Source organism: Gloeotrichia echinulata CP02 (genome assembly GCA_038087035.1).
Classification (GTDB): domain Bacteria; phylum Cyanobacteriota; class Cyanobacteriia; order Cyanobacteriales; family Nostocaceae; genus Gloeotrichia; species Gloeotrichia echinulata.
Genome location: CP051187.1, coordinates 1,598,884 through 1,614,897, shown reverse-complemented (window position 1 = coordinate 1,614,897; position 16,014 = coordinate 1,598,884). Strand labels below are relative to the sequence as shown.

General features: G+C 40.3%; 15 protein-coding genes and 1 pseudogene. 13 read left to right on the top strand and 3 right to left on the bottom strand.

The features are described 5' to 3' along the window. Positions 1 to 90 precede the first annotated feature (90 nt). The 6 genes from HEQ19_07145 (at position 91) to HEQ19_07120 (ending at position 9,161) form a co-directional block, all read left to right on the top strand. A complete protein-coding gene (locus tag HEQ19_07145) occupies positions 91 to 849 on the top strand; it encodes a hypothetical protein (GenBank protein ID WZI67131.1) in 759 nt (252 codons plus the stop codon). Positions 850 to 1,091: 242 nt separating this feature from the next. Then, positions 1,092 to 1,694 (top strand): hypothetical protein, encoded by a 603-nt coding sequence (locus HEQ19_07140; GenBank protein ID WYL99331.1) that lies wholly within the window; start codon positions 1,092 to 1,094, stop codon positions 1,692 to 1,694. A gap of 613 nt (positions 1,695 to 2,307) precedes the next feature. Then, positions 2,308 to 6,294, top strand: coding sequence for a magnesium chelatase subunit H (locus HEQ19_07135; GenBank protein WYL99330.1), 3,987 nt, complete (start codon positions 2,308 to 2,310; stop codon positions 6,292 to 6,294). A gap of 56 nt (positions 6,295 to 6,350) precedes the next feature. Next, complete coding sequence (locus tag HEQ19_07130; GenBank protein WYL99329.1) at positions 6,351 to 7,433, top strand: AAA family ATPase; 1,083 nt, start codon at positions 6,351 to 6,353, stop codon at positions 7,431 to 7,433. After that, positions 7,424 to 8,281 carry a hypothetical protein gene (locus HEQ19_07125; protein WYL99328.1) on the top strand — a complete coding sequence of 286 codons (858 nt, stop codon included), beginning with the start codon at positions 7,424 to 7,426 and terminating at the stop codon, positions 8,279 to 8,281. Before HEQ19_07130 ends, HEQ19_07125 begins: the two co-directional genes overlap by 10 nt. Positions 8,282 to 8,588: 307 nt before the next feature. Further along, the gene (locus tag HEQ19_07120; protein ID WYL99327.1) at positions 8,589 to 9,161 is read left to right on the top strand and encodes an NYN domain-containing protein; all 573 of its coding nucleotides are present in this window, start codon (positions 8,589 to 8,591) and stop codon (positions 9,159 to 9,161) included. Between the two features lie 288 nt (positions 9,162 to 9,449). Here HEQ19_07120 and HEQ19_07115 read toward each other — a convergent pair whose 3' ends face one another. Continuing rightward, a complete protein-coding gene (locus HEQ19_07115; GenBank protein ID WYL99326.1) occupies positions 9,450 to 9,896 on the bottom strand; it encodes a PIN domain-containing protein in 447 nt (148 codons plus the stop codon). Next, positions 9,884 to 10,102: a hypothetical protein gene (locus HEQ19_07110; GenBank protein ID WYL99325.1), complete on the bottom strand. Its 219-nt coding sequence runs from the start codon at positions 10,100 to 10,102 to the stop codon at positions 9,884 to 9,886. Before HEQ19_07110 ends, HEQ19_07115 begins: the two co-directional genes overlap by 13 nt. 159 nt (positions 10,103 to 10,261) lie before the next feature. Between HEQ19_07110 and HEQ19_07105 the strand changes: the two genes are divergently transcribed. The 3 genes from HEQ19_07105 (at position 10,262) to HEQ19_07095 (ending at position 11,367) form a co-directional block, all read left to right on the top strand. After that, entirely contained in the window at positions 10,262 to 10,441 is a 180-nt protein-coding gene (locus tag HEQ19_07105) for a hypothetical protein (protein WZI67130.1), read from the top strand. 106 nt (positions 10,442 to 10,547) lie between these two features. After that, positions 10,548 to 10,772 (top strand): DUF433 domain-containing protein, encoded by a 225-nt coding sequence (locus HEQ19_07100; GenBank protein ID WYL99324.1) that lies wholly within the window; start codon positions 10,548 to 10,550, stop codon positions 10,770 to 10,772. A gap of 382 nt (positions 10,773 to 11,154) precedes the next feature. Then, a complete protein-coding gene (locus HEQ19_07095; protein ID WYL99323.1) occupies positions 11,155 to 11,367 on the top strand; it encodes a type II toxin-antitoxin system HicB family antitoxin in 213 nt (70 codons plus the stop codon). 38 nt (positions 11,368 to 11,405) lie between these two features. On the opposite strand, the gene HEQ19_07090 is transcribed toward HEQ19_07095, so the two are convergent. Further along, a complete protein-coding gene (locus HEQ19_07090) occupies positions 11,406 to 11,693 on the bottom strand; it encodes a hypothetical protein (protein WZI67129.1) in 288 nt (95 codons plus the stop codon). A 260-nt stretch (positions 11,694 to 11,953) separates the two neighbouring features. Between HEQ19_07090 and HEQ19_07085 the strand changes: the two genes are divergently transcribed. The 4 genes and pseudogenes from HEQ19_07085 to HEQ19_07070 all read left to right on the top strand — a co-directional run bounded on the left by HEQ19_07085 (position 11,954) and on the right by HEQ19_07070 (position 15,843). Beyond that, complete coding sequence (locus HEQ19_07085) at positions 11,954 to 13,579, top strand: SDR family NAD(P)-dependent oxidoreductase (GenBank protein WYL99322.1); 1,626 nt, start codon at positions 11,954 to 11,956, stop codon at positions 13,577 to 13,579. A 21-nt stretch (positions 13,580 to 13,600) separates the two neighbouring features. After that, a pseudogene (locus HEQ19_07080) lies at positions 13,601 to 13,690 on the top strand (Uma2 family endonuclease). Between the two features lie 78 nt (positions 13,691 to 13,768). Continuing rightward, entirely contained in the window at positions 13,769 to 14,062 is a 294-nt protein-coding gene (locus HEQ19_07075; GenBank protein WYM03293.2) for a response regulator, read from the top strand. 8 nt (positions 14,063 to 14,070) lie between these two features. Continuing rightward, complete coding sequence (locus tag HEQ19_07070) at positions 14,071 to 15,843, top strand: response regulator (GenBank protein WYL99321.1); 1,773 nt, start codon at positions 14,071 to 14,073, stop codon at positions 15,841 to 15,843. Positions 15,844 to 16,014: the final 171 nt, after the last annotated feature.

The window sequence follows — 16,014 nt, the reverse complement described above, 5'->3', positions numbered from 1 at the left end:
TCATCTTATCCCAGCAAGGAGTTCAAGCTTATTTTTCAACATATTTAGCACGCTAAGTACGCAAGAACCCAATTAGCTAAATACCAGCACGTGTTAATTTGGCTATTTGCTGATGAACAAGCAGATATTAACTTTAATAAAAGTTATCAAACGTTATTAGATTTATTTTTCTTTCGCACCAAAGCAGTCAAAGCATACAAAGACAGTAGAGAGATTTATAAACAACTAGATAAAGCCTATCGCCAAATAGAAACGACAATTGATCAAGTACCTAAATTAGACAACAAGCAATCTAGTAGAGCCGCCGATTTAACTGATTTAAAACAACAGCTAAAAGCCTTACCACAACTAGCATTAACATATACGCGCCTGCTGCGAAATCTAGAAGAATATCAAAATACAATTGCGATTAATGCCAATAACTACGCCGAGAGATTAGAACAAATTCGTGGTATAATACCAAATGGTGAAGATATCAGCTTTTTAGAAAACTTCAGCCAAAGAAATTGTCTGTTTTTCCAACAACAAATCAGCGCCGACTTGGGTTATTTTCGCCACGGTTCCGCGTTATTAGGTCAAGCTATAGACACAATTCGCGGTATAGTAGAAATAGAACAAACCGAGCGCGATCGCTCTTTAGAAAACACGATTCAAATATTAGGTATCGGCTTTGGTGGTGGCGCAATTATTTCTGGCGTCGTCGTCCAACACATCGACAAAATCAATCAACCCCTAGTAGCCATATCTCCTAACAACCCACCCCATCCCTTTTACGCTTCCTTAATTATCAGCATCCTTGTCACCCTGGGATTTATTGGTTTAGGTTGGCTACTCACCAAACCTAAATAATACCAGAACTGAAACGAAGTATGTCTATAATAAAATTACATCTTTTGTAGGGGTTTAGCACTGCTAAACCCTAGCAAAGCGCGGATCTATTTACTTCATTTACCCGAAAAACGCTGTATGTCTATAATAAAATTACATCTTTTGTAGGGGTTTAGCACTGCTAAACCCTAGCAAAGCGCGGATCTATTTACCATCAACCCATTATTCATCAAAGCCGGATTATTTGCGCCAAATTAATTATCATGGCTTATAGCGACTTCTCTCTATCAAAAGTCAAACGTGACTTTAACTTAACTACAGTTGAAAACGGACGCTTTCTACCGGAAACCCAATCCATAGAACCTAGTATTTACCTCAAAGAAGCATTAAACGAAGGACTACCAATAGCAACAGCCACAGGTTCAGAAAAAGCTCGCTCAGAGTTAATTATTAGTCCTATTCTCGTAGAAGTTCGGAAAATTCTCGAACGAAAAATCAGCTTTTTTTCCGGTGAAGATTTCACCGTCGCATCGGAGTTAGGCTTAAGTGGAGTATGTGATTTTTTAATTAGCCGCTCACCCGAACAAATATTTATTGAAGCTCCCGTAATCGTAATTATTGAAGCCAAAAAAGGTGATTTAAAACCAGGTCTAGGTCAATGTGCAGCAGAAATGATTGCTGCACAAAAATTTAATGAAATTAATCATATCCCAATTAAGACAATTTATGGCAGCGTCACCAGCGGTACGGCTTGGCGATTTTTGAAATTAGAAGGACAAACATTGAGTATTGATTTGAATGATTATACCGTTCCCCCAGTGGAAATATTGTTGGGGATGTTAGTTTGGATGGTGCAGAAAGCTTAGAATCGTAGGGTGCGTGACCCTTCGATAAACATTCTACGCAGTTACAGAATTGCGGGATGAAATCGTTACAGCGGTTTTCAGGTAAATGAACCACATCTTTATATCTCAATATAGTTCAGTTAAGGAAAATTGTCGTAGGGGCACGGCACGAATAAAATTGTCATTAGAAGAAAAAATTTTGGATGCCGTGCCCCGTAAGTGTATATCATTCGAGCCTAACTGAACTGTATTGCTTTATATTTCACGCCTTCTCTACGTTCGCGAAGCGTGTCGTTCGCGGTAGCGTTGCGTAGCAAAGACAGACGCTCCGCGAATGCGTGAGATAAAAATCATCTAAGATCGGTTTTATAAACTCATAAATGACTAAATAGCTAATTAGTGATTTAACTAAAGTTAACAAAAAAATGAGTAATCACTTTTAACAAAAGTCAAGATTTGTTAACAAATCTTGCGTTTTTTATATCGATTTGTGTCAGATAGACCACAAAATCGGTATTTTGTAAGCATTTTCTGATAAAAAACTCATAGTGCCAAATCAAAAAAAATTCACATTGGACAGCATTAGCCGTCCAAAACTTCCACTAGAGAACTCGCATCAAAGGAGCTTATCTGCATGTTCACCCACGTCAAGTCCACCATTCGTCATATTGCGCCTGATAACTTACGCGGACGTAATTTAATCAAGGTGGTCTATGTCGTGCTTGAGTCCCAGTACCAGAGTGCATTGTCGCAAGCAGTTCGCACGATTAACTCTAACCATCCCAACCTGGCGATTGAAATCAGTGGTTATTTGATTGAAGAACTCCGAGATCCTGAGAACTACAAGGAGTTCCAGCGGGATATGGAGAGTGCTAATATATTCATAGCTTCACTGATTTTTATCGAAGACTTAGCACAAAAAGTAGTAGCAGCAGTAGAACCATACCGCGATCGCTTAGATGTTTCGGTTGTCTTCCCTTCGATGCCTGAAGTGATGCGCCTAAACAAAATGGGTAGCTTTTCTTTGGCACAGTTGGGGCAATCTAAGAGTGTCATAGCACAATTCATGCGGAAACGCAAGGAAAAATCCGGTGCGGGATTCCAAGATGGAATGCTGAAGCTGCTGCGAACACTCCCCCAAGTGCTGAAGTTTCTCCCCATTGACAAAGCACAGGATGCTAGAAATTTCATGCTCAGTTTTCAGTATTGGCTGGGGGGTTCGCCAGAAAATCTGGAAAACTTCTTACTGATGCTGACTGACAAATATGTATTAAAAGGCGTAGAAAAACAAAGTTCTGCAGCTGTTGATTATCAAGCGCCGGTAGTTTATCCCGATATGGGGATTTGGCATCCTTTAGCACCGAGTATGTTTGAGGATGTTAAAGAATATCTCAACTGGTATACAGCCCGTAAGGATATTTCTAGGGATTTAAAAGACCCCTTAGCGCCCTGTGTTGGCTTGGTATTGCAACGCACTCACCTAGTAACTGGTGATGACGCCCATTATGTAGCAATAGTACAGGAATTAGAATCACTAGGCGCAAAGGTGTTACCTGTGTTTGCTGGTGGTTTGGATTTCTCTAAGCCTGTAGACGCCTATTTCTACGAACCGACTACCAACAACGCTTTAGTGGATGCAGTAGTGTCCTTAACTGGGTTTGCTTTGGTGGGTGGACCAGCCAGACAAGACCATCCCAAAGCAATTGACTCACTCAAGCGCCTAAATCGTCCTTACATGGTGGCTTTACCCTTAATATTCCAAACCACAGAAGAGTGGATGGATAGCGATTTGGGGTTACACCCGATTCAGGTAGCTTTGCAAATTGCCATTCCCGAATTAGATGGGGCAATTGAGCCAATTATATTATCGGGTAGAGATGGCACCACAGGCAAGGCGATCGCACTCCAAGACCGTGTGGAAATTGTCGCCAAACGCGCCTTGAAATGGGCGAACCTCCGCCGTAAGCCGAAACTTGATAAAAAAGTAGCCATCACCGTTTTCAGTTTCCCCCCAGATAAGGGAAACGTCGGAACCGCAGCCTACCTGGATGTATTCGGTTCCATCTTCGAGGTGATGAAAGGCTTAAAAAACAACGGCTACGATTTACCAGAATTACCAGAATCAGCCGCAGCGTTAATGCAAGAAGTCATCCACGACGCCCAAGCACAGTACGCTAGCCCTGAACTCAACATAGCCTATAAAATGTCCGTGCCAGAATACGAAGCACTGACACCTTATTCTCAACGCCTAGAAGAGAACTGGGGACCACCTCCCGGTCATCTCAACAGCGACGGGCAAAACTTGCTGATTTATGGTAAACAATTCGGTAACGTCTTCATCGGTGTCCAGCCTACCTTTGGTTACGAAGGCGACCCCATGCGGTTGTTATTCTCCCGTTCCGCGAGTCCCCATCATGGTTTTGCTGCATACTACACCTACCTAGAACGGGTTTGGCGTGCCGACGCTGTGCTGCACTTTGGAACACACGGTTCCTTGGAATTTATGCCCGGTAAACAAATGGGGATGTCTGGTGATTGTTATCCAGACCAACTAATCGGCACAATTCCGAATCTGTATTATTACGCAGCCAATAACCCCAGTGAGGCAACAATTGCCAAACGCCGCAGTTACGCCGAGACAATTTCTTACCTGACACCACCGGCAGAAAATGCAGGTTTGTACAAAGGGTTAAAGGAACTGAGCGAATTAATTGCTTCTTACCAAACCTTGAAAGAAACTGGACGCGGTATCCCTATCGTCAACTCCATCATGGACAAGTGCCGGATGGTGAACCTAGATAAAGATATTAACTTACCAGAAAGCGACGCCAAAGATATCAGCGCCGATGAGCGGGATAATATTGTTGGTAGCGTTTACCGCAAGTTGATGGAAATTGAATCTAGGCTGTTGCCTTGTGGATTACATATTATTGGTAAACCACCGACAGCAGAAGAGGCGATCGCCACTTTGGTCAACATTGCCAGTTTAGATCGTCAAGAAGAAGAAATTCAAGGCTTACCCGGAATTATCGCCAATAGTCTGGGACGCAACATTGAGGATATCTACAAAAATAACGATGCCGGGATTTTAGCAGATGTCCAATTATTACAAGATATCACCCTAGCTACCCGTGCGGCTGTAACTGCTTTGGTACAAGAAAAAATCGACGCCGAAGGTCGAGTTTCTCTCGTTTCCAAGTTAAACTTCTTTAACATGGGCAAAAAGGAACCTTGGGTAGAAGGATTGCATCAAGCAGGCTATCCCAAAGTGGACACCTCTGCTTTAAAACCCCTGTTTGAGTATTTGGAATTCTGCTTAAAGCAAGTTTGTGCAGATAACGAACTGGGTGGACTACTCCAAGGCTTAGAAGGCGAATATATTCTACCAGGACCCGGTGGCGACCCCATCCGCAACCCAGATGTATTGCCCACAGGTAAAAATATACACGCCCTTGACCCCCAATCCATCCCCACAACCGCCGCTGTCCAATCAGCCAAAATCGTTGTGGATAGGTTATTGGCACGTAACAAAGCCGAAAACGATGGCAAATGGCCGGAAACCATCGCCTGTGTTCTTTGGGGAACCGATAACATCAAAACCTACGGGGAATCACTAGCACAAATCATGTGGATGGTTGGTGTGCGTCCCGTTCCCGATGCTTTGGGACGGGTGAACAAGTTGGAATTAATCTCTTTAGAAGAGTTGGGACGCCCCAGAATTGACGTGGTGATCAACTGTTCTGGAGTATTCCGCGACTTGTTCATCAACCAAATGAACCTGCTAGACCAAGGCGTGAAAATGGCTGCGGAAGCCGATGAACCCCTAGAAATGAACTTTGTTCGCAAACACGCTTTGCAACAAGCACAGGACATGGGAATTAATCTGCGTCAAGCAGCGACTCGTGTTTTCTCCAACGCTTCCGGTTCCTACTCGTCAAATATTAACTTGGCGGTAGAAAACAGCACGTGGGACAGCGAAGCCGAGTTACAGCAAATGTACCTCAATCGGAAATCCTTCGCCTTCAATTCCGATAACCCTGGTGTGATGGACGAGTCTCGGCAGATTTTTGAAACTACCTTGAAAACTGCTGATGCGACGTTCCAAAATCTCGATTCTTCGGAGATTAGTTTGACGGACGTTTCCCACTACTTCGACTCAGATCCTACCAAGTTGGTGGCAAGTCTGCGTGCTGATGGCAAGAAACCATCATCTTACATTGCAGATACTACCACAGCTAACGCCCAAGTACGCACATTATCAGAAACCGTGCGTTTGGATGCTCGTACTAAATTATTAAATCCCAAATGGTACGAGGGGATGCTATCTCACGGTTACGAAGGTGTGCGCGAACTTTCCAAGCGGTTGGTGAATACAACAGGTTGGAGTGCGACAGCTGGCGCCGTGGATAACTGGGTTTATGAGGATACCAATGAGACGTTCATCAAAGATGAAGAAATGCAAAAACGGTTGATGAACCTTAATCCTCATTCTTTCCGCAAGATTGTATCAACTTTGTTGGAAGTGAATGGACGCGGTTATTGGGAGACTAGCGAGGAGAATTTAGATCGCCTGCGCGAGTTGTACCAAGAGGTTGAAGACCGCATTGAAGGGATAGAATAGGATTAAGTTAAGAGGCTGAATCCAGCCTCTTAATTCTTAAATTGCAGGATAGAGTTATGAAAGTTGAATCTATATCCATTCAAAACTTTAAAAGATTTGACCATTTACCCCCTATTTCTTTTAAACATAAAACCCTGCAAGAAGTTAGTGATCAGTTTTTAATTTTAGGTGATAACGGTTCAGGGAAAACCACGATTTTACAAGCTGTAGCCTTACCCCTAGCATTAGCAACTAAAAAAATTCAAAAAGTATCTGATTTCAACTGGATTGGCTTTTTAGCCAGTCGATATTGGCGATGGGGAACACCTCATATTGAACTAGAAATATCCTTTGTAGATGAAGAGATAGAAGCAACTAAAGAAGTAGCTAAACTTTGGTTTGATTCTTTACCTGACTACTTCCGAGAAAGAAGACAATTTATTGAACCAGGCGATAACAAAATATTAAAAGTTGTCTTAGATGGTGAAGATTGGGAAGTGGGAAATAGAGAAGCAGATCGTTTACAATTTCAAGGACGCTATTATGTCCAGAAAACTCTCAAGAAAAACCCTGCTATTCGTTCAAAATTTGCCCAATTACCGGGAATATTTTGGTTTGATCAATATCGTCTAAAAACGAGTGATACTGCTAATACAGAAGACGGTAAAAAAGATGATATAGCCTCTATTGAAAGTATAGCAAGTTTACGTCCTTATTTACTCGATTGGATAGAAAGAAGAAAAACCCCTAATTATAACTCTGAAAATGATTATTATTTCAAGCTAGAAAATTATTACAAACGTATTTTTAAAGGTCGTTCCTTTTCTGGATTAGAACCATCAACTAATCAAGGAGATGAGCCTTTTTTCGTACTTAATGACGAGAACAGAACCTATGATATTGTAGAAATGTCTGGGGGTGAGTATTCTGTTTTCCCGATTCTATATGAATTTGTCCGGCAACAAATTGCTTATTCAGTTGTTTTAATTGATGAACTTGACTTAAATTTGCATCCCCCGTTAGCTCAATTTTTTGTTAATCAGTTACCTAAATTAAGTCCCACTTCTCAATTTATTTTCACGACTCATTCAGAAGCCGTAACAGAAATTATTGGTAATGATGAAATTTATCGGCTCAAAGGGGGAAGATTGTGTCTGTAGATTTATTATACTGTGAAGGTAGAGAAGGAAAAACAGACTCTCGTGTTCTCAGTAAAGTGTTAGATGGATTATGTCAACTTAAAGCTATTGGCAGTAAATATGGTTTGAAAGAAAAAATTTTAATGAGCAGAGAATTAAAACCTGAGACCATTGTTGCAGGTTTAAGAGATAGAGATTTCGATAATTTTGCACAAAATCAGTCTCTTCCTCAGTGTACACCTCAAGAATGGCAGGTTACAGATAATCAAAAATCTATTCATCTGGGTTGGTGTTGGGAAAGGAAAGAAATTGAGAATTACTTAATTGACCCTCAAATAGTTATTCCAGCATTAGGTAAAAAAGCACCATCGTTAGCCAATTATCAAAGCATTTTAGAGAACTCTGCTTTAAAAATTTATACATATACAGCAGCAAGAATATCATTATCTTTATCTCGTGTACGGTTATTACCTTTACCTAATTATTGGGGTAAGAAACAATGGGGTTGTCCCTTTCCTTTTGGACAAAAAATAGATGAAGCCTCTTGTCGCTCAGAAATTCAAAACATTATAACCCGCTATCAAAGCGGACAAATTCCCGAAGAAGCAAATGTGATGAGTAAATTTGCCGATATATTGACTTCTTGTCAACCTGGAGGGTTTCGTTTTGAAAATCAGAGTTATTTAACCTTTTTTTCTGGTAAAGATTTACTCTGTGCTATGGAAGAGGACTTAGATAATTTAAGGTTAGGTAGTCCTGGTGATTTCCGAGAGCGAATTTTAACAGGAATAAAAAAACTTAGTGATATTTGGGAATATTTACCTGAATGGCAAAGATTACGAGAATTGATACAAGATTATCAATATTAATATAATTCAATTCCTCAACCAAACCTACGCAGCTTTCTTGGAAGTGAATGGACGCGGTTATTGGGAGACTAGCGAGGAGAATTTAGATCGTCTGCGCGAGTTGTACCAAGAGGTTGAATATCGCATTGAAGGGATTGAGTAGGTTGATAGATAACCAATAAGCTAGAAGGCACAGTGATACCGTGCCTTTTGCTTTTATCTGGCTTTTCACGGGATAGAGAAAAACAAGACAAGTTAATGGACTTATACTTAAATAATATGTATAATAAATAACTATTATTCTTTTGCCAAGAGTGTATTATACAAGATGAGAATTTTTACCTACGTTGACAATTCTAACCTTTTTATAGAAGGCCGCCGACTATCTGCTGTACGCAAGGGGATTAATGGAGTTTGTAACATCTATGAAGCAATTAACCTGAGAATATTTGATAACGATTGGTATATGGACTACGGTCGATTACATGAGTTTTTATGCGGTACAGAAAAGTCAGAGATTGGCGGAGCTAGACTTTGGGGATCGCCTCCACCCGAAGATAGCTTCTGGAATTACGTTAAAAGCAAAGGTTTTGATGTCCAAACATATGAACGTTCACAAGGTAGAGAGAAAAAAGTTGATACTGCTATTGCTTACCAAATTGGTAAAGATTCAGGAAAAATAATCGATAAAGAAAATGACATAATCGTTATTGCAGCAGGCGATAAAGATTATATGCCTTGCATAGATGATTTGACCAGTGATGGCTTTCAGGTTCATGTTGCTTTTTGGGGACACGCTGCAAAAGAAGTGCAACAGGCTGCTACTAAATTTATCAATCTTGATCCTCATCAAGATTATTTGAGTGCATCTTGGTGCCGCCCACAACAAGCGATCGCTTGATTTTTGAGGTTTTCTGTATGGCGTAGGCGTAGCCCGTCGTAGACATCGCTCATTCTTCCACAACAAGCGATCGCTTAGTTTTTGAGGTTTTCTGTATGGCGATCGCTCTAGTCTTCCACAACAGGCGAGCTTTTTTTGAAGTTTTCTGTCAGGCGATGTCTAACGACAAGCCACTACGTGTCTACGCACTTTTGGGGATGTTGGGGATGTGGAATGCTGTAGCTACGCCCGTCGTAGACATCGCGCTAGGGGAAATTTTAGGGAGTACAAGGTCTGACGACAAAAAACTCAAGCTATCAATTGATTTAAAACTAACACCGTTAACCCCGGTAAAGATGGCAAACGTGCATCATTAGTCAAGAAAAAAGATGCACCCCCATAAATAGCAGTAGCCATTTGAATAGCATCTAAAGAATGCAAATTATACACTGCTCTTAATTGTGCTGCTATTTCCGCTATATCTGGAGAAAGTTCTATAACCTTTAAAACTTCCTCATCCTCAAAAAGAATGTCACGATATTGTTGAGATAATATTATATCTCCACGTCGCAAAGGATAAACTAATACTTCCAGTAAAGTTACAACAGATGTAATTACCTTAAATTCACGATTATTTAATGCTCTGAAAAACAGCCTTACCCTTTCTATATATTCAGGATTTTGCTCAATAAAGTAAATCAGCGGTGCAGTGTCTAAAGCAACAGTTTGACCCTGGAATTGTTCTATCCATTGCATTTTCCACGTTCCTGATTAACATATTCTTGGGCATCAATACCTTGCCAAATTTCCTTACCTAAACCTTCTAAATCTAAGATACTACGCTTTTTTGATTTATCTATAACACGATTACGAACCACTGAGATTAATTCAGCTACTAATTTAAGTTGTTCTTCAGCAGTTAGATTTTTAGCTTGCTGTAGCAATTCTTGATAATTAGACATATATTTTTTGCTTATTTATAGTTATAGTTTTTACCTGAATTTAACTATACAGAATAGTATCATCCAATTGTATCATAATTTTATATTTTGACGGCGATCAGTGCGCCACACGTTTCTCAAGACATCCTAATTACACCCTAGACGAGCAAAACTGGAGCATTGCGAGAAGGTGAGTTTGTCTTGTCTGAATGGGGAGCAGCAGGGCTAAACGTGGCTACAGCAGTCAAGAGAGGTTTATACACAGTGCATCAAAGCTTAGTTGTCAAAGTGATTGGTAAGTTAGCTGATGCTGATGCTGAACTGTTAGAGCGATCTTTGCGGTGTTGGTTGGGGTTGTGATAGTATAGCGCAACACATTTATATTCGGTACAATATCATATCGCGATGTGTAGGGGCACGGCAATGCCGTGCCCCTACGAGTGTACCTAACTAGGGCGAGAAACGAATGGTTGTATCAGATCCAAAGGTAATGATGGGAAAATCGGTGATTGTTGGGACACGCATCACCGTTGAGTTGATTTTAGAAAAGTTAGCTGCAGGTGAAACTCCAGAACAAATTTTAGAATCTCACCCGCGACTAACACGCGAAGCAATTCAAGCAGCTTTAGCATTTGCAGCTGAGGCTTTACGATATGATGTAATTTATCCCATTGTTGAGAATGCTTCTTGAACTTTCTAGCAGATGAGAATTTAGACCGACAAATCGGGATCTTCCGTACTTAGCGTGCTAAATTTATTAAATAATCAGCTTGAAACCCTTACTGAGATACGGTAATAGCCATTATTTCCTGTATTTTTGGTCATATTGCTGAAAATTAAATTATGAACGCCTGTAAGTCTTACTTTTAAAGCAAATTTATAGACTTTAACTAATAATTAAGCACGCTAAGTACGCAAGAACCCCTTTTTCTACAATCCAAACAGCCTCAGCATTTTTACTCAAGAGGGAATAGAAGAAATTCTCAATCTTCAACCTAAAGGTTCTCAAGCCAAAGCATATCAAGTTAAACAAGTTCGTGCAGTAATTCTTAAGTACCAGCTAGGAGGACAAGATGACGCTTCATTATGAAATAATTCTCTACTGGAGTGAAGAAGACCAAGCATTTATCGCCGAAGTTCCAGAGTTACCTGGATGCGCTGCTGATGGCGAAACTTATCAAGAAGCACTACAAAATGTAGAAATTATTATGCAGGAGTGGATAGAAACTGCTCAAGAATTAGGTCGTCAAATTCCTGAACCAAGAAAGCGCTTAATGTCCGCCTAATTTCACAACTTCTGTTTTCGCTGTTTTCTTGATAGAATTTACTTTGCAGCCAACTCAGCAAAAGCATTATCAATTTTCTGTAACATATTTCTTACATGGTTCTCCACCAAGTCATAATCCATGTGAATCTTATTCCAAAATGCTTTACCAGCAATGCGAGGAATTTTAGGATCGTTAAATGTCCAATCACCTAAATCAAAAACTGCGATAAATAAGGGATTATCATGAATCCCTAATTCTTTTTTAGCTCTATTTGTTTGTGAACCAGTCAATGTTACTTTTAAAGTTTTTAACTGTGCAAACTTAATTGTTTCTTCTGTTATCAAAATAATATCTACTCCCTTAATTTTAATTCCAAATTCAAACTCAGGGATAATTACATAAGGACTATCTATGTCTGAATAAATCTCAGAAGTGCGATTTTGAAGGTGTGGACTGTGTTAGCAAAAGCGAGCGCGTCTTTTTAAGGTATCGCTCATTCTTGCATAACAAGCGATCACTTATACACTTAAATGATATTGTATATATCATCAGATTGTGGATATCTTCAAACTGGGTTTAAATAAATACTGAGAGATAGTCAATTATGCAAGTCTGTTTAGTTACAGGTGGTAACTCTGGTGTAGGTTTAATGACGGCTGTAGGTTTAGCAAAATTAGGCAATCATGTATTTATTGCATGTCGTTCAGAAACGAAATCAGCAAAAGCTATAAAATACATCCGGGAAACTACTGGAAATCAAAGTGTGGAATTTTTACCACTTGACCTAGCTTTTTTAGATTCAGTTCGTAACTGCGTCAAACTATTCAATGACAAAAACTTACCATTGCATATATTGGTCAATAATGCAGGCATATTTAACCACAGAGGTACAACAAAAGAAGGGTTTGAACTGATTTGGGGAACTAACTATTTGGGTCATTTTTTGCTGACTTATTTATTGCTAGAAAAAATGCAAAAATCCGCACCTAGTCGCATTATTATGCTGTCATCAGATTTAGCACTATATCCAAATAATATTAAATGGGACTTCTTAGTAAAAAAAACAAGTTTAAATGTGATAAAACACTATGCTATTTCTAAATTATGCTTATTGCTATTAACCCAAGAACTTTCTCAAAAATTAAATAATTCGCAAGTTACCGTTAACGCCATCCACCCAGGTTTTGTACAATCAAATATTACTATATGGCATCGTCTCAGTAAATATTTAGGTTTAGGTCTTTCCCCGGAAGCAGGAGCATATAGCACTTTAGTTTGTGCCACTTCTCCAGATTACCAAAATATTAGCGGGAAATTTTTCGACAGTCAGAACCAAGAAATTGCCTTACCTAAAATAGCACAAAATCAAGAAATATTGAACCAATTGTGGGAACGCAGTCTATTATGGACTGGCTGCAATCAAAAGCAAAATTTACGACAAATTAATAATTATGATGATGATGGTACTCATGGTATTTGGAAACCAAAGTCTCTTAATTTAAACAGTAATGAAATAGCCGATATTACCAGAAATATTTTAAATGAAGTATTACCAAAATTCCCCAAAAGAATAATATTTACTCAGCTATTATTAGCATTGATTAGATTCGATTGGGGAGCTTTTTTTATTATACTAATTCAAATCTTTAAAAAATATTTTTACATGGATAGACATTTAGATTCACGTGTAGTTTTACAAATATGTCACGATAAAAATTTGTTAGAAACACTCACTGAATATTTAGGAGAGAATTTAGTATTATGGCGTTCAGAACTGTGGTTAAGTTATCCATCTGACCAATTAATTCCTTTTTGGCATCAAGACTCTTATCCTAAATTGCTTAAAGGAGATGGTAAAACTATCCATGCTTATATAGCTTTGACAGAAGTTAATGAGTATAACGGTTTTGAGTATATACCTAATTCTTACTTAAAAGATTGTCAGATAAAAGTAACCGATCCCTTTAGTGGTAATCACTTTTTTGATATCCCTGATAAAATTACCAAACAAGCTATTCCTGTAGTGTTACGTCCTGGAGAATTCGTCTTATTTACTGATAACCTTGTACATCGTTCTATACTTAATCAGAGCGGTAAAGTACGACTTTCTTTAACACTGAGGTTAACTCAGTCTGGGGTAAAAGTTTTACCTGGTTACACCTCTAATTATCAAAAACCTGTGATTTTACCAATATCTTCACCAAATTATGAGGATGAAAAAAGTTGGTAGTCCCTGCAAACTGGTGCAGGTTTTGTGATTGAGTTACTTTCGCCGAGTGATAGTTTGAAAGCTACTCAAGAAAAGATGAGAGAATATTTAGATAATGGTGTGCGTTTAGGACGGTAAAACCTCTGTGCTGTAATTATCCACTGCAATTCATCCAGTCCCTTTGCTCCCCCAATCTGTAGGGGCACAGCATTGCTGTGCCCTGAGGATATATGTGATGAAGAGGAAGGTATCCAAACTGCCCAAAGCGAAAAACCAGATGTGATTTTATTAGATCTAATGATGCCAGATATGGAGGGGATTGCTACCTTTAAAGAACTCCAGTCTCATTCACGGACGGAACAAATACTGGTGATTCTTTTAACCGCCAAAGCACAAACAGCGGAAAAGCGTCAATTTAATGATTTGGGAGTCAGTGGTATAATTACCAAACCCTTTAACTCCCTAGATCTACCGGAGCAAATTACGAAAATTCTCCATTGGTAGCTGCATCAATGAAAATCTTGCTTGTGGAAGATGATGACGTGTTAATTAAAGTCCTGACCAGGAATCTAGCAACCCATCACTATGTTGTAGATGTGGTGAAAGATGGGGAAATGGGTTGGACTTATGGCTCTACGTTTGAGTATGACCTGATCGTATTAGATATCATGCTGCCCAAGTTAGATGGTATCAGTTTATGCAAACGGTTTCGTACAGAGGGATACATGACTCCCATTCTGTTACTAACAGGACAGGATACCAGTACCGCTAAAGTCCAGGGATTAGATGCAGGTGCAGATGACTATGTGGTCAAACCGTTCGATCAAATAGAACTTATCGCCCGGATTCGGGCGTTACTCAGGCGAGGAAGTGCGAATCCTTTTCCCTTGCTGAGTTGGGGCGATTTGCTTCTCAACCCCAGTAGTTGTGAAGTGACTTATAATGGTCGTCCCTTGAACCTAACAACAATGGAATATGATTTGCTAGAACTTTTGCTGCGGGAGTGCCAGCATGTGTTTAGCAGTGAAGAACTTCTGGATCGATTATGGTCTTCCGAAGAATTCCCCTCTCAAGCAACGGTGCGTTCCCATATCCGTCGGGTGCGGAAAAAGCTAGTTGCAGCCGGTGCTAGTCCAGATTTCATTGCCACCATGCATGGACGGGGCTACTATCTCAAAGCCCTAAATACGGAAGACTCAACTACTCAATATTCTACACCTACTGTGAAGAATGCGACGGACTCCCCTGGCATCGCTAGCCCAATAGAAGCCTTCAACGATTCCCCCAAGCATATTCCTCCAGACGCCCAAGAACAATACCTAGCCTTCCTCAACGACACTTGGACAACGACTAAACCGAAAAGCCTCGACCAGATGAGCATTTTGTTACAAACCGTCAGAGACTTACAAACCAATCAACTTAAACCCCCCCAACAAGAACAGGCGCAACAGGTGGCGCACAAACTGGCTGGTACTCTGGGAATATTTGGGCTAACCAAGACAATGCACATCGCCCGCCAGTTGGAGTATTGGTTGGGTGGTCGAGAGCCGCTACAACCGAAACACGCACCGCTGATGAAAACTTTGGTGATGGCTCTACAGCAAGAGATTGACCATACCACACTGATCCAAATGTCCCAAATTCCCAATGGACAGTCACCGCTGTTACTGATTGTGAGTTCAGACACCGAATTGAACCAATCCCTACAGGCTATAGCCATCAGTCGGGGAATTCGTGTTGAGATTATTCCGGTGTCAGATGTGGCTAAAGCTTTGCGGACAACTGAGTCTGTCTTTGATAGTTTAAGTCAAGATCCTGATGTCATCCTGTTGCGGTTGACCTCCATCCCATCGGAGTTGGGTAGCCCCCAGGTCTGCAATTTTTGGGCAACATTGCAGACATTTGCACACCATTACCCTGACTTGCCAATTGTTGTGATTGGCGATCGCGGTGAATTGAGCGATCGCCTGGAAGCCCTGCGGCGAGGCGGAAAACTTTTTTTGGCATCGCCCATAGCACCTGAGCAGGTGATTGACGCCGCTGTAAATTTGTTACGCGGTACTGAGAAGACAAACAAGGTGATGATTCTTGATGACGATCAAGATTGGTTACGCACTCTCCCCACCCTGCTTAAACCCTGGGGATTCAAGGTGACAACCTTGGCCGATCCATTGCAATTTTGGACAGTACTGCAAGCAGTCACCCCCGATGCGCTAGTCTTAGATGTAAATATGCCACAGATCAATGGATTTGAACTCTGCCAAATTCGGCTCTTGCGTGTATAGCGTGCTTAATTATTAATGAAAGTCGATTAAATTGCTTTAATAACAAGGCTTATAGGCGTTTATAATTTGATTTTTAGTAACAGTAGCTCAAATACAAAAAATAATGGCTTTTATCGGAGCCAGGCAAGGGTTTCAAACTTATTTTTTAACAAATTCAGCACGCTAAGTACG